At 36.7% G+C, this 20,939-nt stretch carries 21 protein-coding genes and 1 other annotated feature; all 21 genes read right to left on the bottom strand.

Annotated elements, in window-relative coordinates; translation table 11 throughout:
• Positions 1–87: 87 nt before the first annotated feature.
• Complete coding sequence (locus Q9306_RS17665) at positions 88–1,371, bottom strand: solute carrier family 23 protein (RefSeq protein WP_306200828.1); 1,284 nt, start codon at positions 1,369–1,371, stop codon at positions 88–90.
• A gap of 147 nt (positions 1,372–1,518) precedes the next feature.
• Positions 1,519–2,061 (bottom strand): bifunctional pyrimidine operon transcriptional regulator/uracil phosphoribosyltransferase, encoded by a 543-nt coding sequence (pyrR, locus tag Q9306_RS17660; protein WP_306200826.1) that lies wholly within the window; start codon positions 2,059–2,061, stop codon positions 1,519–1,521.
• Positions 2,062–2,261: 200 nt separating this feature from the next.
• Positions 2,262–3,170, bottom strand: a complete 909-nt coding sequence (locus Q9306_RS17655; protein WP_306200824.1) for an RluA family pseudouridine synthase — start codon at positions 3,168–3,170, stop codon at positions 2,262–2,264.
• Between the two features lie 3 nt (positions 3,171–3,173).
• On the bottom strand, positions 3,174–3,632 hold the full coding sequence (lspA, locus tag Q9306_RS17650; protein WP_306200822.1) for a signal peptidase II: 459 nt from the start codon (positions 3,630–3,632) through the stop codon (positions 3,174–3,176).
• Between the two features lie 121 nt (positions 3,633–3,753).
• The gene (locus tag Q9306_RS17645) at positions 3,754–4,086 is read right to left on the bottom strand and encodes a molecular chaperone DnaK (RefSeq protein ID WP_306200820.1); all 333 of its coding nucleotides are present in this window, start codon (positions 4,084–4,086) and stop codon (positions 3,754–3,756) included.
• A 131-nt stretch (positions 4,087–4,217) separates the two neighbouring features.
• Positions 4,218–6,983, bottom strand: a complete 2,766-nt coding sequence (gene ileS, locus Q9306_RS17640) for an isoleucine--tRNA ligase (RefSeq protein ID WP_306200818.1) — start codon at positions 6,981–6,983, stop codon at positions 4,218–4,220.
• A gap of 82 nt (positions 6,984–7,065) precedes the next feature.
• Positions 7,066–7,285: a binding site (T-box leader), on the bottom strand.
• Between the two features lie 51 nt (positions 7,286–7,336).
• Positions 7,337–7,843, bottom strand: a complete 507-nt coding sequence (gene divIVA / locus Q9306_RS17635; RefSeq protein WP_098916275.1) for a septum site-determining protein DivIVA — start codon at positions 7,841–7,843, stop codon at positions 7,337–7,339.
• Positions 7,844–7,936: 93 nt separating this feature from the next.
• Positions 7,937–8,710 carry a YlmH family RNA-binding protein gene (locus Q9306_RS17630; RefSeq protein WP_306200816.1) on the bottom strand — a complete coding sequence of 258 codons (774 nt, stop codon included), beginning with the start codon at positions 8,708–8,710 and terminating at the stop codon, positions 7,937–7,939.
• 10 nt (positions 8,711–8,720) lie between these two features.
• Positions 8,721–8,987 (bottom strand): YggT family protein, encoded by a 267-nt coding sequence (locus Q9306_RS17625; protein ID WP_306200814.1) that lies wholly within the window; start codon positions 8,985–8,987, stop codon positions 8,721–8,723.
• Between the two features lie 6 nt (positions 8,988–8,993).
• Complete coding sequence (locus Q9306_RS17620; protein ID WP_306200812.1) at positions 8,994–9,455, bottom strand: cell division protein SepF; 462 nt, start codon at positions 9,453–9,455, stop codon at positions 8,994–8,996.
• 19 nt (positions 9,456–9,474) lie between these two features.
• A complete protein-coding gene (locus Q9306_RS17615) occupies positions 9,475–10,149 on the bottom strand; it encodes a YggS family pyridoxal phosphate-dependent enzyme (protein ID WP_306200810.1) in 675 nt (224 codons plus the stop codon).
• Positions 10,146–10,964 (bottom strand): peptidoglycan editing factor PgeF, encoded by an 819-nt coding sequence (gene pgeF / locus Q9306_RS17610; RefSeq protein WP_306200808.1) that lies wholly within the window; start codon positions 10,962–10,964, stop codon positions 10,146–10,148. The genes Q9306_RS17615 and pgeF overlap by 4 nt, the downstream gene beginning before the upstream one ends.
• Before the next feature lie 115 nt (positions 10,965–11,079).
• Complete coding sequence (locus Q9306_RS17605; RefSeq protein WP_020059241.1) at positions 11,080–11,358, bottom strand: YlmC/YmxH family sporulation protein; 279 nt, start codon at positions 11,356–11,358, stop codon at positions 11,080–11,082.
• A gap of 530 nt (positions 11,359–11,888) precedes the next feature.
• A complete protein-coding gene (sigG, locus tag Q9306_RS17600) occupies positions 11,889–12,668 on the bottom strand; it encodes an RNA polymerase sporulation sigma factor SigG (protein WP_020059243.1) in 780 nt (259 codons plus the stop codon).
• A 136-nt stretch (positions 12,669–12,804) separates the two neighbouring features.
• Positions 12,805–13,521, bottom strand: a complete 717-nt coding sequence (gene sigE / locus Q9306_RS17595; protein WP_020059244.1) for an RNA polymerase sporulation sigma factor SigE — start codon at positions 13,519–13,521, stop codon at positions 12,805–12,807.
• 21 nt (positions 13,522–13,542) lie between these two features.
• Entirely contained in the window at positions 13,543–14,460 is a 918-nt protein-coding gene (spoIIGA, locus tag Q9306_RS17590; RefSeq protein ID WP_306200804.1) for a sigma-E processing peptidase SpoIIGA, read from the bottom strand.
• A 580-nt stretch (positions 14,461–15,040) separates the two neighbouring features.
• Positions 15,041–16,192 carry a cell division protein FtsZ gene (ftsZ, locus tag Q9306_RS17585; protein ID WP_306200803.1) on the bottom strand — a complete coding sequence of 384 codons (1,152 nt, stop codon included), beginning with the start codon at positions 16,190–16,192 and terminating at the stop codon, positions 15,041–15,043.
• Positions 16,193–16,231: 39 nt separating this feature from the next.
• Positions 16,232–17,557, bottom strand: a complete 1,326-nt coding sequence (gene ftsA, locus Q9306_RS17580; RefSeq protein ID WP_306200801.1) for a cell division protein FtsA — start codon at positions 17,555–17,557, stop codon at positions 16,232–16,234.
• A gap of 406 nt (positions 17,558–17,963) precedes the next feature.
• Positions 17,964–18,710 carry a cell division protein FtsQ/DivIB gene (locus Q9306_RS17570; RefSeq protein WP_306200799.1) on the bottom strand — a complete coding sequence of 249 codons (747 nt, stop codon included), beginning with the start codon at positions 18,708–18,710 and terminating at the stop codon, positions 17,964–17,966.
• 96 nt (positions 18,711–18,806) lie between these two features.
• On the bottom strand, positions 18,807–19,712 hold the full coding sequence (murB, locus tag Q9306_RS17565) for a UDP-N-acetylmuramate dehydrogenase (protein WP_306200797.1): 906 nt from the start codon (positions 19,710–19,712) through the stop codon (positions 18,807–18,809).
• Positions 19,713–19,762: 50 nt separating this feature from the next.
• Positions 19,763–20,866, bottom strand: coding sequence for an undecaprenyldiphospho-muramoylpentapeptide beta-N-acetylglucosaminyltransferase (murG, locus tag Q9306_RS17560; RefSeq protein WP_306200795.1), 1,104 nt, complete (start codon positions 20,864–20,866; stop codon positions 19,763–19,765).
• Positions 20,867–20,939: the final 73 nt, after the last annotated feature.

Below are 20,939 nucleotides of genomic sequence, written 5' to 3'. Positions count from 1 at the left end.
ATAAAAAACACCCTAGCCGTGTGAGACTAGGGTGTAACAAACTACACACCCCTTTCCGTCTCACAGGACTGAATTAAAAGGCTGCCTTTATGAAGCAATTCGCTTTGATTGCTTTTTCGTTTTCATTTCAGGTAAAACTAGATTCAACAGTACTCCCACTAATGCTGCAAGGGCCATGCCTTCTACTTGAAAAGACTCACCAATATGAAGCACTGCACCGCCGATTCCAATGACTAGTATAACAGATGCAATCATTAGGTTGCGCTTATCTCCTAAATCTATTCCCTCATCTACTAACATGCGTAAACCGCTTGATGCGATAACACCGAAAAGTAAGATCGATACACCGCCCATCACTGCGGTTGGAATCGAATGGATCAGTGCTGAGATTTTCCCAATAAACCCGAAGATAATTGCAAGTACTGCCGATCCGACGAATAAGTACACGCTGTATGCTCTTGTGATCGCAAGCACTCCAATATTTTCACCATATGTTGTATTTGGTGGCCCTCCAATTGTGGATGCGATAAACGTTGCAATGCCGTCTCCCATAATAGAGCGGTGCAAACCTGGTTTTTCAATTAAATCTCTATTTATTACATTTCCAAGTACAATTTGATGTCCGATATGTTCTGAAATTGTTACAACTGCAACTGGTACCATGACTAGGACGATTTTCCACGAAAATTCTGGTGTGTATGTGACAAATGGTACTATGAAGTCTGGCATTTGAAACCATTTTGCTTCTATTACTGGTTTCAAATCAACTAATCCTTGAGTGTAAGCAAAGATATAGCCACCAATGATTCCAATTAAAACTGGTATGATGCTAAAGAATCCTCTTCCAAAAATCGAACAGATAATTGTAATTGCTAATGTTACGAGTGCGACTGAAAAGTGTGTAAAGCTATATTTTCCGTCCGCATTATTCATTGCCATATTTACCGCAGTATGTGCAAGCCCCAGTCCAATTACCATAACAACTGGTCCCACTACAATTGGCGGTAAGAGATTCATAATCCAGTTTGATCCGGATTTTTTAATTCCTAGTGCAACTAACATGTAAACTAGCCCTGCCATCATTCCGCCAAGCATAGCTGCTCCTGGACCACCTGCTGCTTTTGCTGTAATAATCGGTGCAATGAATGCAAACGATGATCCGAGATAAGCAGGTACTTGCCCTTTCGTCACAATTAGGAATGCTAGCGTTCCTAATCCACTTGAAATTAAAGCAACTGCTGGACTTAATCCTGTTAAGAATGGCACAAGCACCGTTGCCCCAAACATTGCGAATAAATGTTGTATACTTAACAATAACCATTTTCCTGGTTTCGGTACTTCATGAATGTCTAACACTGGCTTTTGTTCCATTGTTATCTCCTCCTCCAATGTTAAAAACTTGCAATAAAAAAACTCTTTGTGTCTATGCACAAAGAGTCCTATACTTACGTATGTCAAACTAGACATATGAAAGCCAAGACCCTTTGGCAGTCTCACAGGACTACATTTAAAAGGGCTTTATTTTTCGTATATGCTTACTCGATCTTGTTTATCAGTTTCTTGAAGGTCTACTTCAATACGTTCTTCGCTTGATGTTGGAATGTTTTTCCCTACATAGTCAGCGCGAATTGGCAGTTCACGGTGACCTCTATCTACGAGAACAGCTAACTGAATTTGCGATGGTCTACCGATATCCATTAATGCATCCATTGCAGCTCGCACTGTTCTTCCTGTATACAATACATCGTCAACAAGAATAACTTTTTTATTTGTAATATCAACTGGAATGTCTGAACCTTTTACAAGTGGCTCTTTGTTTTTAGATTGTAAAGTTAAGTCATCACGATATAACGTAATATCTAACTCACCAACAGCCATTTCTTTTCCTTCAATTTGAGCAATTCGTTCTACTAAGCGCTGTGCGATGAAAATACCGCGTGTTTTAATTCCAACTAGAACACAATTTTCAACACCTTTATTGCGTTCTACAATTTCATGACTAATACGTGTTAAAGCACGGCGAATCATTTGATCATCTAGTACCACTGCTTTTTCTTTCATGTTCTTCACCTCCAGGCTTATTTCTTGCGTGAGAGGAATGGTATAAAAAAACCCTCTCGTCGTGTGCGAGAGGGTTTTCTGAAAAAGGGTATACAATACCCTATATATTTCAAACCGTTACCTTCTCAACCTCACGGGGTTGCGTTAAAGGACTTATTCAACTGCTGTTATTATGTCAGTTTTTATAGCGATTGTCAATATTATTTTCGTAAATCATTTAAAAGATCGGCAAAAATTTGTGGAACTGGTGCTTCAAACTCTAAATATTCACCTGTACGTGGGTGAATGAAACCTAAAATACCTGCATGTAAAGCTTGACCATTTATATCAAATGTTTTCTTTGGTCCATATTTCGGATCACCTGCAAGTGGATATCCAATATATTTCATATGTACACGAATTTGATGCGTACGGCCTGTTTCTAGTTGACACTCTACATGAGTGAAGTTATTAAAACGTTCTAATACACGGAAGTGTGTCACAGCATGTTTTCCTTTTTCTTCAACGGTCATACTTTGACGGTCTTGTTTATCACGACCAATTGGCGCATCAATCGTTCCTTTATCATGAGGAATAACACCATGAACAATTGCTTGATAACGTCTCGTTACCGTTTTCTCTACAAGCTGATTGACAAGCGCCTCATGTGCCATATCATTTTTTGCCACCATCAATAATCCAGATGTATCTTTATCTATGCGATGGACAATCCCCGGACGCATTACACCGTTAATACCTGATAAATCTTTACAATGATACATTAAGCCATTCACTAACGTACCACTCGTATGCCCTGGTGCAGGATGTACAACCATGCCGCGTGGCTTGTTTACAACAAGTACATCACTATCCTCATAATGAATCTCTAAATTCATATCTTCTGGAAGGATATCTAATGATTCTGGCTCTGGAATCGTAACTGTAATTTCATCATTTGTTTTTACTTTATAATTCCCTTTGATGTCTTTTCCATTTACCGTTACAACACCATCTTTAATCCATTGCTGTACTTGTGAACGAGACCATTCATTGTTCACCCCTGCAAGAAACTTATCAATCCGTTCACTTTTGTTCTCTTCTGTAACTGTTACTTGTACTACTTCGCTCATTATTTACTCCTTTGCTTTCTTTCCTTCTAGTAATGTTTGAATAATAATTAATGCCACACCCACACATAATGCCGAATCTGCAACGTTAAATACAGGGAAGTTGTATGAAAAAATATACGTATGAATAAAATCAACAACTTCTTTTCGTACGACACGATCAATAAAATTACCAATTGCCCCGCCTAGAATAAGACCAAGCGAAATGCCGAGAAGCTTGTCTGTCTTTGCGTATTTCTTCATATAAAACAGAATAAAAACAACAAAGATGACTGTAATAACATAGAAGAACCACATTTTATTTTCTAAAATGCCCCATGCAGCTCCGCGATTGCGGTGAGACGTTATATACAGCACATTATCAATAATTGGAATGCTCTCACCTAACTCCATTTCCTTCACGATAATCCATTTTGATACTTGATCAATGGCAATCACAAATAATGCTATTAAATAATATATCATTTTCGTTTCCCCCACAATGACAGTGTACCTCAAAATTTTAGCATAGCTGCTATGTTTTCACAATGAAGCATCGCATGAGAGCATAAAATAAAATGAATTAGGTAATATAATATTGTTATCTTTAAGGTGTTTTTACTTTTCCATAGAAACATTCATGGACTGTACGTGCTATTGGCATTCCCTTTAATTGTCTAAGTGTCATTCTTTGTCCGGTTTCTTCACAAATTCCATACATCCCAATTTCCATTTTCCAAAGTGCTCGCTCTACATCTTTTAAATCTTCTCTCATATCATGCAATAATAATTTATTTTTCACATCTGTTTTAACGATACCTAACAATTCTTGACCAAATTCTACATTATACGCATACAACTCTTCTTTTGCTAATCTCTCCTGTAATTCTCGCTGCATTAATTGTAGTTCTGCTTGAATCTCCATGTATGTGTCAGTCACAAGTGCGTCCCTCCCGGCTGGAATGTATCGTTAGTTTATCCGAAACGCACACGATTACCGCACACACATTTTTCCTTCCAAGGAAGAAAAAAAAATCGACTGCCTTGTATGCAGTCGATTCTTTTATTTCATTATTTTACATAATGTTCTGTTACAACTTCTCCGCAACGCTTACATAATGTTGGATGATCTGCATTACTTCCTACTGTCTCAGAGACAACCCAGCAACGTTCGCACGTTTCACCAGTTGCTTGCGCTACAACAACAGCTGTATGTTCATATTTCGGTGCATCAGCTGGTGCTTCTTCCATCATTCCACCAAGATTGTACTCAGAAACGATAAATAATTGTTTCACATCTTCTGTAATGGATTGTAACAATTCTTTCATTTCTGCTGTTGGATAAAGTGTGATACTTGCGTTTAATGATTTACCAATCACTTTTGCATTACGCGCATCTTCTAACGCTTTTAATACATCATCGCGAAGTGTCATAAATGCATCCCATTTTCCTTTTAACTCTTCAGCATCTTCTACTTCTACAGATTCTGGCATATCAGTTAATTGGACGCTCTCTTCTACTACTCCAGGGATATATGGCCATACTTCATCTGCTGTATGCGGTAAAATTGGCGTTACAAGTTTTGTTAATGCAACAAGTACATCATATAGTACCGTTTGAATTGCACGACGGTCCTGATTATTTTCTGATTCGATATATAAAATATCTTTTGCAAAATCTAAATAGAATGAACTTAAATCAATTGTACAGAAGTTATGAATCGCATGATATACAGCAGCAAATTCATATGTTTCATAAGCATCTTTCACTTTTGCAATTAAGTCATTTAATTTCACTAACATGTAGCGGTCTACTTCACGAAGCTTCGCAGCAGATACCACATCTTTACTTGGATCAAAATCAGCTAAGTTCCCTAATAAGAAACGGAATGTATTACGAATTTTACGATATACTTCTGCTACTTGTTTTAAAATATCATCAGAAATACGTACATCAGATTGATAATCAACTGAAGATACCCATAAACGTAAAATATCGCCGCCTAATTGGTCCATAATTTTCTTCGGTACAACAATGTTTCCAATAGACTTACTCATCTTACGACCTTCACCATCAAGTACGAAGCCGTGACTTAAGACACCTTTATACGGCGCTTTACCTGTTACCGCAACTGCTGTTGATAATGAAGAGTTAAACCAACCTCGATATTGGTCAGATCCTTCTAAATATAAATCAGCTGGACGTTGCAAATCATCACGCTCTTCTAATACAGCCTGATGAGAAGAACCAGAATCAAACCATACATCCATAATGTCTGTTTCTTTACGGAATTCACCATTTGGACTAGATGGGTGTGTAAAGCCTTCTGGTAGTAAATCTTTCGCTTCACGTTCAAACCATACGTTCGAACCATGTTCACGGAATAACGCTGCCACATGATTAATTGTCTCATCTGTAATAATTGGATCACCATTTTCTGCATAGAATACAGGAATCGGAACACCCCATGCACGTTGACGAGAAATACACCAGTCACCACGGTCACGAACCATGTTATGAAGACGAGTTTCCCCCCAAGCTGGTACCCATTTTGTTTCCTCCACAGCTTGTAATAACTCTTTGCGGAACGCTTCAATAGATGCAAACCACTGTGCCGTTGCGCGGAAAATAATTGGTTGTTTCGTTCTCCAGTCATGCGGATAAGAATGCGTAATAAATGTTAATTTTAATAACGCACCAACCTCTTCTAATTTTTCTGTAATTGGTTTATTTGCTTTATCATAGAATAATCCTTCAAATCCAGGAGCTTCGCTTGTTAATACCCCTTTATCATCAACTGGACAAAGAACTTCTAAACCGTATTGCTTTCCAACTAGGAAGTCATCTTCCCCATGTCCAGGTGCTGTATGTACACACCCTGTACCAGCATCTGTTGTAACATGCTCACCAAGCATAACTAGAGAATCACGGTCATAGAATGGGTGTTTGGCCGTTGTATATTCCATTTCGCTACCTTTTACTGTTTTCACAACTTCAGCATTTTCCCACTCTAATGTTTTCGCAACTGTTTCAAATAACTCAGAAGCAATGATATATTTCGCATCCGCCACTTTCACAATGCTGTATTCAAGTTCTGGATGAACAGAAATACCTAAGTTAGCTGGCAACGTCCAAGGTGTCGTTGTCCAAATAATGAATTTTTCGTCGCCTTCTAAAACATTCTTTCCATCTTTTACAGGGAACGCCACATAAATAGATGCAGATTTTTTATCTTTATACTCAATTTCCGCTTCAGCTAACGCAGACTCACTCGTTGGAGACCAGTAAACAGGTTTTTGTCCTTTATAGATATAACCTTTTTTCGCCATTTCACCAAATACTTTAATTTGCTGTGCTTCATATGCTGGCTCTAATGTAATGTATGGATGATCCCAATCACCGCGTACACCTAAACGTTTAAATTGCTCGCGCTGACGATTTACTTGCTCGTATGCATATTCTTCACAAAGTTTACGGAATTCAGCAACTGTCATTTCTTTACGCTTAACACCTTTATTTGTTAAAGCTTGCTCAATTGGTAATCCGTGTGTATCCCAACCTGGTACATATGGTGCACAGTATCCCATCATTGATTTATAACGAACAATAAAGTCTTTTAATACTTTATTTAACGCATGTCCCATATGAATATCACCGTTCGCATATGGCGGTCCATCATGCAGCACAAATAGCGTGCGTCCTTTTGTACGTTCTTGTACTTTTTCATAAATGTTCATTTCTGCCCATGTCTCTTGCATGACAGGCTCACGTTTCGGTAAATTTCCACGCATCGGAAATTCAGTTTTTGGCATTAATAATGTATCTTTATACTCCATGCTCAAATTCCTCCTTGATTATATAAAAGAATGACATTTTTTCTAGATAAAATGGAATAAAAAAGAGACCTTCTCATCCCCAAAAAGGGACGAGAAGGTCTCCCGCGGTACCACCCTAGTAGACTACTACATATAGTAATCCTCTTTATATTCTTAACGCGAATACACGCCTCTACTTACTTTGTTGTTCAGCGAGGAACTCCAGGGTGATATTCCCATTCTCTCCTTATCCTGAGCTTACACCGTCCTCAGTTCGCTATATAAGGTATGAAAAAAGTACTTATCCCTATCTTCGTTTTTCTAAAAAATTATGTTGTATAGAATTATATGTAATAAAGCGAAAAACGTCAAGTTTACACTGTTTCTTCTTTCTTAAGAAGCTCATCTACCTCTTCTTCTAACTCAATTAGCTTGTCCCAATCATCATTGTTTAACATTTCAAGCTGCGCTTCTAATAGCATACGGAAACGTGTACGGAACACTTTTGCCTGCTTTTTCAATTCTTCAATATCAAATGCCACTTTTCTTGATTTTACTAGCGCTTCATTAATAATACGGTCCGCATTTTTCTCTGCTTCACGAACAATTAATTTCGCCTCTTTTTGTGCATTACGTTTAACTTCTTCTGCTGCTTCTTGCGCTACAACGATAGATTTATTCAATGTATCTTCAATATTAGAGAAATGTTCTAATTTCCCTTCTAGTTGTGCGACTTTTTCTTCTAACGCCTTCTTCTCACGAATTACTAATTCATAATCTTTGATGACTTGATCAAGAAATTCATTTACTTGATCCTCATCATAGCCACGAAAACCACGACTAAATTCTTTATTATGAATATCTAACGGTGTTAACGGCACAAACGCCACCTCCAAGTAGGTTATCTAAAATTTCCTTTTTTAATTATATCTTTTCTTCGACAAAATGGGAGACTTTCCTTCTAAAAAAAGAAATCATTTTAAGATTCCATACAAAATTCTCCATTTATCGCGCTTTGTTTTTCCTTCAACAGTGAGTAATTTACTTCTGCCAAAACCTCTCACAGAAAATACGTCTCCCGGAAAGCATTCGTAAGCAGATTGCTCAACGACTTTCCAATTCACTTTCACAAGACCATTTTTAATGAACGGTTGAACCTTTTGACGAGATACATGAAACATTTCTGCTAGTAATACATCTACTCGCAGTGATGATACTGTCCCCGACTTTTCATTCCACTGATCTTCTATATGTAATGCATGATCAGTAGACACAGGCGATAAAGATACTTTTGTTTTTCCAATTGATTGTAAATTCATTCCTATATACGATACAACTTCTTTTGCAACTACAATTTGGGCACGATCGTTTTGGAGCCAAATATCTCCGCATTTCTCTCGCTTTAAACCAAGTGACATAAATGCTCCTAATATTTGACGATGCTCCAGTGAATAAAATTTAGAAGGATAGTCAATTTCTAATATTTCTATTTGAAATTCTTCTGTATTCGGCATAAGGTAATTAGGATAAATTAACGCCCGTTTTCTTTCTGCACTGGAAGCAGCACCATATAACTGAAACGCAGTATCTCCTTGATGTCCAACAATCATCGAAACAATTTGTTGTTCCCGCGGGTCAAGAAAATCGGTAAGTTTTATTTGATGATATTCTTCTGCTGCGTGCTTCCATTCTAATACTTTATCAACAAAAACCATTTCTTCAGGTCTAAAATGTTCATAAATGCTCATCTATATTCTCTTACCTCAAAAAAAATTCAAATACACGCACTAATCCTGAACTCGCTAAATTTAGTACAAGGATTGCCACGATTGGAGATATATCAATTACACCAAGTGGTGGAATAAATCTCCGGAATGGTTCTAAATACGGCTCACAAATACGGGCAAGGAAATCACCAAATGTTGACTCTCTTGCTCCCGGAACCCAAGATAAAAGAATATAAATAATAAGCGCATATGAATAAAATTGAAACAGATAGTACAATATTTGAAAAATTATTGTCATAGCGCACTACCACCTTTTTGTATTTGTATCTTCTTCTTCACCAAACAATTCAGAAATTGCTCCAACAATATCTACATTATCCGGCGTACATATAAATGTTTTTGGACCTAGCTTTTGAATATCCCCGCTGATTGCATATACAGTTCCACTTAGAAAATCAACGATACGCAGCGCTTGATCTGTAGACATGCGTTGTAAATTAATCACAACTGCACGGCGACCTTTCAAATGATCGGCAATCCCTTGTGCCTCTGAGTACGTACGCGGCTCTAATAAAACAACTTTCGAAGGTTGTTTCGCTGTTTCAATGCTTACTACATTTTGTTTCGGTGGTACCTTTGCAAGAGGAATATCCTGCTCTGGGTCCTGCTGTTTTTTCATTTCAGTTTGCTCCTTTTCGTAAGCATATTGTGCTTCTCGCTCTTCTGGTGTGTCAAAAAAGAAGTACTTTACTTTTGACCAACTCATAATAAAATTCTCCTTCCTTCTATTCTTTTCCCACTAAAATCGTTCCCAAACGAATAAATGAAGCGCCCTCTTCAATTGCAATTGTATAATCATTTGACATCCCCATTGATAACTCCAGACACGGAGCATTCGATAAGTTTAAATCTTGTACTTGCTTTTGCAGTTTACGCAACATTTGAAAACAACTGCGAATTTGCATTTCATCGTCTGTGTAAGGTGCCATTGTCATCAATCCGACAACTTCAATTTTATCAAATTGTTGTAAGTTGTAAATAAAGTCAATTGTCTCATCTATGTCTAGCCCCTGTTTAGACTCTTCTGCTGAGGTTTTTACCTGAACAAAGCAGCGAATTGGTTTCGCTCTTCGTTTTTGAATTTCTTTTGCAAGTGAAAGACGATCAAGTGAATGTAAATAATCAACTTCATTTATGATCTCTTTTACTTTTCTAGTTTGCAATGATCCGATAAAGTGCCATGTCGCTTTGCTTCCAAAATACTCATACTTCTGCAAAAAACCTTCATTGCGATTTTCACCAAGATGTACAAGCCCAGCTTGTAACACTTCATTTGTCTTTTCAATACCTACTGTTTTTGTAACAGCAACAAGTGTAATTTCGTCTAAGGATCGATTCACTCGCTGACATGCTCTTTCAACTTCTTGCCCGACACATTCTAAATTCCCTTGTACTGTCACCGCTTTCCAGCCTCCTTAAAACCAATAAAACTAAGCATTCTTCCTGTCTTTCCTTGGTCGCGGCGATGTGAGAAGAATAATTGCGTTTCACAGCTTGTACAAAAAGATGACATCGCAATATTTTCTTCTTTAATCCCAGCTTGTAAACATAGCAAACGATTTATTTCCTTTAAATCTATTGCATATTGTCCCTCAGAAATCATTTCATATGGAACAGAACCATGAAGCACTTGTTTAGCAGCAGATAATACGCGATCATCTACAACATAACAACACGCGCCAATAGACGGACCAATAGCAACATGTATATCATCAAGCGGTATACCTTCCGCATTCCACTTGCCGATCATTTCATTTGCAATTCCTTTTACAGTTCCTTTCCAGCCAGCATGCGCAAGTCCAATCATTCTATAAGATGGTGCATAAAAGTAGAGTGGGACACAATCCGCATAACAAGATGTTAACAACACATCTGTATCCGTCGTATATATACCATCCGTATTAGGAATACCATCTTCATAAGAAAAGACACCTTTTCCTTTCTCTTGCTTACCTACTTTTACAACATGACGATCATGAACTTGTTCCGAACAAATCCAAGTTTCTAATGAAACGTGCAACTTTTCTGCTAAAAGGCTCCGGTTTTCATGAACATCTTCTACATTGTCATGAACGTGTAACCCTAGATTCATTGTATGAAAGGGGCCGGTACTCACTCCACCTTCTTTTGTAGTAAATCCAGCTATAATGTTTCCAAGTTCTTCCCACATATGTAAATGTAACATACCGTCCTTATATGTAAATGGTTCTCTCATAAAAAGGCTCCTTATAATAAAATAACATAAAAAGTATGGTACTTCCTGTCTATTTTACCATACTTTTATTTTTCCATAATGACAACATAAAAAAAAGAGAAATTTGTAATATTCTTTAAGAAGTTGTCGGTGTTTGTATTGTTTCTGTAACAGTTGGAACGTGATCCGCTCGAACTAAAATAACATCTTCGCCTATTTTTACAATTTGTTTCCAAGGAATTACAAATTCTTCTTCTTTTCCGAATAACCCTAACATTTTTCCTTGCTTTGTAATTATAACTGCCTGAATCTTCCCTGTTCTCATATCAATGTCGATATCTCCAATATTTCCAAGTCTTTTTCCATCGGATACATTGACAACATCTTTCATTTGAAACTCTGAAATACGTAGCATTGTCATCCTCTCCTTTATCTCATACTTACCTAATCCCGTCACAAATTCGACTTTAGTGTGCAAATATAGTAAATCTTCCAGCATCTGTCTCTCACTAAACGAGAGCACGCCAGCAGTTATCACACACCTACCTTCTCCACTTCTCTCTGAATCTTAAAGTGGTAGAACCAACCTTTCCGTGAATAGTGAGATAAAGTAAACCTTCACGCTTTAAGCATATATTCTTTACGTACAAAAATTTTTCTTTATAGTTATCATATGAACTCCCTATCCTTCCTATGAACAAAATCTTTCTTCAATACGGTATAAACTCATTTTGATCTTTCAACATATACATTACTATGAAGAAAAATAGATTCTGCACTCTCTTTCTCCCTTTGTTTGAACTTTGCATGTGGAAGAAAAAGGAACTGACCGCTTCAACGCATGGCCGGATGCTCTCGCCCACCTAAAAAGAAAAGGGTTTTTATGTCGTTTTTTTAACTTGGATTTATATATATATAAAAGGTCTCATCATAAATGATGAGACCTTACCCTTGAATTGTTTTATTCATTTGTTTAATTGCCGATTTTTCAAGGCGTGACACTTGTGCTTGAGAAATCCCAATTTCCTCGGCCACTTCCATTTGTGTTTTCCCTTGAAAGAAACGTTTACGAATAATCATCTTTTCTCGTTCATTTAATCGCTTCATTCCTTCTTTTAATGCCAGCTCTTCGACCCATTGCTCGTCCCTTTGTTTATCATCACTTAACTGATCCATAACAAAAATTGGATCTCCACCATCGTTATATATCGGCTCAAATAATGAAACGGGGTCTTGAATTGCATCAAGTGCAAACACAATTTCTTCATGCGTCACATCAAGTACTTTTGCAATATCCATTGCTGTCGGTTCCTTCGAATTTTCAGCAATAAGTTTTTCACGTACTTGCAACGCTTTATACGCAATATCTCGCAAGGAACGCGATACTCGTATTGGATTATTATCACGTAAATATCTTCGAATCTCTCCGATAATCATTGGTACAGCATATGTTGAAAATTTAACATTTTGGCCTAAATCAAAATTATCAATGGATTTCATAAGTCCAATGCAGCCAACTTGAAATAAATCATCAACAAACTCCCCTCTGTTGTTAAATCTTTGGATGACGCTCAGTACAAGACGTAAGTTTCCGTTTACTAGTTTCTCTCTTGCGCTTATATCACCGCTTTGCATTTCTCGAAATAGCCGCCGCATTTCTTCGTTTTTTAGTACTGGAAGTTTAGATGTATCAACACCGCAAATTTCTACTTTGTTTCTCGTCAAAGTGTTCCCTCCTATCGGGAGTTGCTGTACAGTGTAAAGTATCTCCTTAGGAGGGAATTTTATGCACATATTCATTTATTGCACTTTATCAAATGAAACTTACATTATTTATAACGAGACAATCGACCGCTTAACCTCATACCATTTTATTAAATTCTTTGCGAAGCCTTTTAATAATTCGTTTTTCTAAACGTGATATATAGGACTGAGAAATTCCAAGCATATCAGCAACATCCTTTTGTGTTTTTTCTTCTCCACCATCTAAACCAAAACGAAGTTCCATAATTTGCTTCTCTCGATCATTTAATTGATGCAATGCTTTCATAAGTAAATGACGGTCAACAGTTGCTTCCAAATCCTTTGTAATAATATCTTCATCTGTTCCTAAAACATCTGATAACAATAGTTCATTTCCATCCCAATCAATATTAAGCGGCTCATCAAATGATACTTCCGAACGATTTTTATTATTTCTCCGCAAATGCATCAATATTTCATTCTCGATACACCTTGATGCATACGTTGCAAGTTTGATTTTTTTTTCTGGATTAAATGTATTAACCGCTTTAATTAAACCAATAGTTCCAATACTAATAAGATCCTCGATATTAATTCCTGTATTTTCAAACTTTCTAGCAATGTATACAACAAGACGTAAATTGCGTTCTATTAAAAGCGACCTTGCTGTTTCATCTCCTTTTGGTAGTTTTTGCAGCAAAATTTCTTCTTCTTCTTTTGTTAATGGAGGTGGCAATGCTTCACTTCCACCGATATAGTAAATTTCATCGGTCTTAATTCCAAGTTTTAGTAATAATTTATACCAAAGATACGTTAACCGAAATTTCAATTTCAACCCAATCCCTCCGTTTCTGTATTAAGCAATTGTTATTTTTTGTGACAATAACATTTTTGGATGTAGAATACATTGATACTCTCCATTCGCTGATAACTGCTGGGCATTCAAACCAATTAATACTTTATTTACAATCAACTTCGTACCTTCATGATCAATTTGCACATAGTCAGGTTTAAACGCCCATAAAAATTGTTGATTAATCCCTACAGCTCGGTATGGAATTAAACGCAAACGAGTTGCCCATTGTGATTCTTCATCTGGTATATAAGGAATAGCCGTTTTCATTTGAACTTGTTCTATTAGCCATTGCGGGAGCACATGTTCCAAAGAAGAAACATGGATAATCATAACTGGTGTTTTTGTAAGCGGGTCATGTAATTGATTTCCACTATCAATCAATCCATCTAGTTGAATATCATTTATATCAATTTTGATATCTACTTTCACAATTTGCTCATAATGAATTTTTGTCACTTCTACATCCTCAATTCTCTTTTTAGAAAAATAATAAATAACAGGAAACCCAATGATAACAAACAACCAACTTACAGGATCACCATACGAAATAGATTTCGTCGAAATTAGTCCATTCATCATGTCATTTGTTTGAAGAAAAAAGTGTGTTCCAACGAGACCACCTCCTACCATAAACGTTACAAAATAAAACGTTAAAACCCTCTGTAGAAATGTTCGAAAACGAATAAAGCCAAATGCAGCATAAACTATAAGAAATGAATATATTAATTTCATTACAGGATGTGTCATCAACGATGCTAACGGCGTGAATGCAAAAACAACAATTGTTGAACCGATACATGCGCCAAGCACTAGTCTCCACCTTTTCACTTTCTGTTTTAAAACAATTGCTGTTAATAAAAGTAAAAGAAAATCAATGCAGACATTTAATAACCATATAATGTCGGCGTAAACAACCAAACGGTTCACCTCTTTTTTATAAAGTTGAGACTAGTATAATGCATATCCAATGGAAAAGTGTGTCAATTTACGGAAGGGATTTCTTGTTATTTTGAAACTTTGAGGAATAATTTGTCATCTAAAAAAAGGGCTTTCTTTGAGTAAGTAACGGAATTTATATCTATATAAATCCAAATTAAAAAACCGACATAAAACCATTCTTTTTAGGTGGGCGAGAGAATCTGTCCGTGCATAGAAGCGGTCAGGGCCTTTTTCGGCCACATGCGCAGTGAAAACCAGAGATAGCAAGCAAGTGCAGCTTCCTTTTTTCTGCATCGCAGCAAGCTATATGTCGAAAATTTAAAATGGTTTTATATATAAAGCAAAACTTCTATCAGTAAGGATTTTACTAACCAAAAATAGCGGGATAAAAAGAATAAAAAAAGGCAACCATCTATAATGCATAGTTGGTTGCCTTTTTTATATTCCATGATATACGAAAATTCATCTCGCTACCTATGAACAGGAAGAGCTTGATTGGTTTAAAGAATAAGCAGTGGGGAGTCCCCACTGCTTAAAGTTTCACTTTATAATCGCTCCCTTAGCGTCTGCGACGATTACGTAAAAATGCTGGGATATCGATATCATCTACATCTGCGTGACGATCATTCACAACTGGCTCTTCACGCATAACCTCACGCTTTACTTCACGTTGTTTAACCGGTTGTACTGATTGCTGCACACTTTTAGTAGAAGTTGCTGTAGGACGAGTAAGTGGCTTAGGTGGTTGCATTGAGATGCTATCATCAAAACCTGTTGCAATCACTGTTACAACAATTTCATCTTTTAAACCTTCATTAATTACTGAACCGAAAATCATATTTACTTCCGGATCTGAAGCTGAAGCTACAATATCTGCTGCTTCTTGTACTTCATATAAACTTAAATTCGTGCCACCTGTAATGTTCATAATAACACCTTGTGCACCATCAATAGATGTTTCTAACAATGGACTAGAAATCGCGCGTTTTGCCGCTTCTGTCGCACGGTTTTCACCAGTTCCGATACCAATACCCATTAAGGCAGAACCTTTGTTAGACATGATTGTTTTTACGTCTGCAAAGTCTAAGTTAATAAGACCAGGCGTTGCAATTAAGTCAGAAATACCTTGAACACCTTGACGTAATACATTATCTGCTTCCCGGAACGCTTCAAGCATTGGTGTATTTTTATCCACAATTTCTAAAATACGATCATTCGGGATAACAATAATTGTATCTACATTTTCTTTAAACGCAGCAATTCCAGATGTAGCTTGCGTTGCACGCTTGCGACCTTCAAATGTAAATGGGCGAGTTACAACTCCAACTGTTAATGCGCCTAGCTCTTTTGCAATTTGTGCAATAACTGGAGCTGCTCCTGTCCCAGTTCCACCGCCCATACCAGCTGTGACAAAGACCATATCCGCACCACGAAGTGCTTCTTGAATTTGTTCTTTACTTTCTTCAGCAGCTTTTTTTCCTACTTCTGGATTTGCTCCAGCACCAAGTCCGCGCGTTAATTTACCACCGATTTGCATTCTTGTTTCAGCTTTTGATAAATTTAGTGCTTGTGCATCTGTGTTTACGGCGATAAAGTCCACGCCCTGTACACCATTTTCAATCATACGATTGACAGCATTGTTTCCGCCGCCGCCAACACCAATAACTTTTATATTTGCTAATTGATCTTGTGTAGTATCAAACTCTAACATGTCGAAATCCCCCTAGAACCTCATTTTTCGCGTTCAAACCTAATCCCATAAATATCGGAATACACGCTTCACTTTTGACATCATTCGTTCATTGTTATTATCGTTATTGTTATTATTGTTGTTATTATTGTTACGAGGCTTTTGCTTTGCCGGTTGTTGCACTGCAGCAGGTACTGGTGCATGTGTATGCTGTAATTCAAAGTTTTCCTGCTTTTCCTGCATACTCTTTCCTCGCAACTTAGCTTTTTGGTATGCATTTTTAATAAGTCCAACACCAATTGTATATTGTGGTTCACGTACACCAATATAATCTGGCGTCGCAATACGAACATTTTGATGTAGAATGTCATTTGCAAGATCAAGAATACCAGACATAGAAACAACACCACCAGTAAGTACATAACCAGCTGGTAACTGTTTAATGCCAAATTTTTGTACCTCATCTTGTACAAGTATAAGAATTTCCTCTACACGAGCTTCAATGACATCAGCTAACTCTACTTGAGAATATTGCTCTGTTTGATCACTACCCATCATTGAAACAGTAAACACTTCTTCCTCAGATGCTGTATCATAAAAAGCATGTCCATATTTCAGCTTAATTTGTTCGGCATTTTCAGTTGATGTTTTCAAACCGATGGCAATATCTTTTGTAATATGATCTCCGCCAATCGGTAATATACTTGTTGTTTGTAATTCTCCATCTTGGAAAATTGATAATGTCGTCGAACCTCCACCGATGTCAACAAGAGCAACCCCTCTATTTTTTTCATCGTTCGATAAAGCAACTGCTGATGCTGCTAATGGCTGAAGGCAAATATCAATTATTTCAAGGCCCGCTTTTTCTACACATCGAAGTAAATTATGTAACAATGTTCTCGAGCCTGTAACTAATGTACCTTCCATTTCTAAACGTACGCCAATCATTCCGCGCGGATCATTAATTTCATCGAGACCGTCTACGATAAACTGTCGAGGTACCACATCAATAAATTCGCGCTCTGGTGCAATTGACACAACTTGTGCTGCATCAAGTACCCGAAGCACATCTTCGTTTCCAATTTCACGGTCTTCATTTGAAACAGCGACTACTCCATGACAAGGAAGAAGCTGTACTTGATTTGCATTTACACCTACAACAACTCGTTCAATGTGTATTCCTACCATGCGTTCAGCTTGTTCGATAGCCTTTTTAATCGATTGTACAGTCTCATCTATGTCAACAATGGAGCCCTTTTTCAAACCATTTGACTTTACATTTCCAACACCAATAATGTTTAAAGCGTCATTGACCATCTCGCCAATTATGACTTTAACATTGGATGTACCGATGTCAAGACTAACATATATTTCATTGCTGTTCATTCTCTGGCACCTCCTTCTTTATTTATACCATAAAAATCAATATATGGAACAACAATCGTTGCTTTACTATGTTATAAGAAAAATATTCAACGTATTTATGAGTTTCCCTTTTTTAACACTATATTTTTCTTATTTTTATTTGGCATTCATTCACTTTTATAACAATAATATGCAAATCGCTGTTATATTTTGAAATAATCTTCTCTAAATACAAAGATTACCGCCAATTATAAGTCTACACTAAGATGTACTTCTAGAAAAGTGAAACTTGCACCTAAGATTATATTAAAAAAGAAAACAGGAAAAAATATGACTAAATTACATAATTTTCAAGAATACATTCCTATTTTTCCTAACAAAACATATTTTACAATCAAAGTATCTACTTTACCACCTTTTATATCATTTAATTGATATATTCAGTATAAGCACCTACTTCTAGATGAATAATTGCTTTTTTATCTGGCGATAAATTCTTAATAATAAGAGGGTAAGCTTCCATTCGTTTTGCAAAGTCTTGAATCACCACACTTACTTCGTATCCCTCATTCATATACAATGTAAGATGATCTGCATACAAATCTGTTGGTTTGTATTGAATTTCTGAAATGGATCGAAGAACAGCTGGTGTTAATTTTTCTAGTTCAGCAATCAATTCTTTCATTTTCTTTTCGTCAAAAGGAATAAAAATCGGTGCAGCAACTGGCAACTTCCCATTTGGAAGAGCATCTAATGATTTTCCATTTTGCAAAAGGGGATATAATTTACCATCTTTATTAATGTAGCCAATTGTCACATATTCCTCAACGTCGATAACAATTTTATTTGGAAATTGTTTTTTCACATGGACATTTTTAATTTCCTTTTGCTTTTTTAAATTCTCTTCTGCTTGATGACCGACTACACGAAAATAACCTGTTTTATATGTAATTCCTGTCTGCTCCATTATTTGTTCATCCGTCATATAATGATTACCATGAACTGTAATCTGCTTTATATTGCTAAGCGGAGATTGAAAATAAATTAAAAAAAGCACCAATAAAAATAAAATCGATACATATAAAATTAATCGATTATTTCCTTGTTTTTTCTTCTTCTGATTTTTTAACTTTGGTACACGATCTTGTAACTTAATAACTTTACTATTCTTCATGTACGCTCCCCCTATGTAACATAAAGAACGGCATGTTATGCATGCCGTTCTGCTTCTTATTATATCATAAATGACAATAAGCGGGACAGACAACTGTTATCTTCCAATGATTTCTACTTCGGTATACATATTTATCCCAAACTGTTCTTTTATTGTCTTCTTTACAAAAGCGATTAAATCAAGAACATCTTGAGCTGATGCTGCACCTGTATTTACAATAAAATTCCCATGCATTTCTGAAATTTTCGCACCACCAATTTGATAACCGCGCAGTCCAGCCTTTTCGACTAGATTACCTGCATAGTTTGGTAGCGGATTTCTAAAAATACTTCCTGCACAAGGATGATTCCAGGGTTGTGTATCACGACGATAATCTTTATTTTTTTGCATAATACCAATAATTTCGTCACGATTTCCTTCTTCCAACTGCAATTCCACTTCTAGTACTATACCAGGGCACTTCTTTTGTAAAACAGATGTACGATAAGAAAAGTCTAGTTCTTCTTTCGTTAGCCACTCAATCTTTCCATCTTCAAACAACACACGAGCTCTCTTCAAAATTTCAGACATATCCGATTTATGAGCACCTGCATTCATATAAACGGCTCCGCCTACACTTCCCGGAATTCCACTAGCAAACTCTAATCCTGCGAGTCCTTGACGGCTTAGTAAAGTTGAAAGCTTGATAAGAGGATATCCTCCTCCTACACGGACATTTGTTCCAGTCACTTCTAAATGATCCAAACCCTCTCCTAATCGAATGACAACACCTTCAATTCCGTTATCTGAGATAAGCAGATTAGATCCACGACCAATTGCAGTCCACTTTGTTCCATGCTTTTTCACAAGCTCTAACGATTTTTCTACACCTTCCACGTTGCTTGGAATTACTAAGATATCTGCTGGACCACCTATTTTCATCGTTGTATAACGAGCTAATGGTTCATTTTCTAATACTTTTCCTACTTGCGCTTCCATAAGTTCGTTTGCTAATTGTTTCATGATGCTCTCCCCCATATTAAATCTCTATACTACAGTAGTATGCAGGGCATTCACCTTACGTTATTTTCTACAAGTTTTTTCATTACTTCAAATAACTTGTTTGCTGCATCTGGAATTCCTAACTGTTTTGCAGCTAGTTTCATATTTTGTAATTTCTGTGTATCCAATAAAATCTCATCAATATCGCCAAGAAGTGTTTCACCTGTTAACTCTTTCTCAAGAAGCATCTTCGCTGCTCCTTTCTCAACGACAGAAAGGGCATTTTTCTCTTGGTGATTGTTTGTTACATATGGACTTGGAATTAAGATACTTGGTTTTCCTAAAGCTGTCAACTCAGCTAGCGTTGTAGCACCTGCACGTGAAACAACAAGATCCACTCCTGTAAGTACTTCAGGCATATTATCAATAAACGGCTTAATGATAACATTGTGTGGATTCCCTTTTTGTTTCACCAATTCCATCACTTTATCATAATGCACTTCACCTGTAACATACAATACTTCATAAGTTTTATTACCAAATTGTTCAATTGCTTCTAAAAACGCGTCATTAATTGGTCTAGCGCCTCTACTTCCACCAAAAATTAGCACTGATTTTTTGGAAAGAGATAAACCTACAGAGCGCTTTCCTCTCATACCATTTTGCTTCAGCACTTCTGAAGCACGAGGATTTCCTGTCATCACAACTTTATTTTGCGGGAAATGTTCTGCTGCGTCTTCAAAACATACCGCTACTTTATTCACGTAACGGCTCAAAAATTTATTTGTTACACCAGGTACACTATTTTGTTCATGTACAATTGTTGGAATACCAAGTTTAGCTGCTGCGTATACAACTGGACCACATACATAACCACCTGTTCCAATTACAACATCTGGATTAAAACGACGTATATATCGTTTGCTATCCTGTACACCTTTTACAAAACGCATCACCGTTTTCACATTATCAATTGATAATTTCCGCTTAAAACCACTAATAACTATAGATTGAAATGGTATACCAGCTTTGCGAACAATTTTGCTTTCTAAACCATTTTCTGTACCAATATATAAAAACCTTGCTTCTGGATGTATTTTTTTGATTTCTCGAATTAACGCAAGAGCTGGATAAATGTGCCCGCCCGTTCCGCCACCACTGACTAATACTCGCACTGCCTATTCCTCCGCTTCCTTTTTCTATTATCCCGCTAATTTCGGACAATAAAAGTACAATTTGTTGTGCTAA

The sequence above is a fragment of the Bacillus multifaciens genome (assembly GCF_030756675.1).
In the GTDB taxonomy this organism is placed as follows: Bacteria; Bacillota; Bacilli; order Bacillales; family Bacillaceae_G; genus Bacillus_A; species Bacillus_A multifaciens.
Note: the sequence above shows the minus strand (reverse complement) of the source record. Positions and strands in the feature narration are given on the sequence as shown.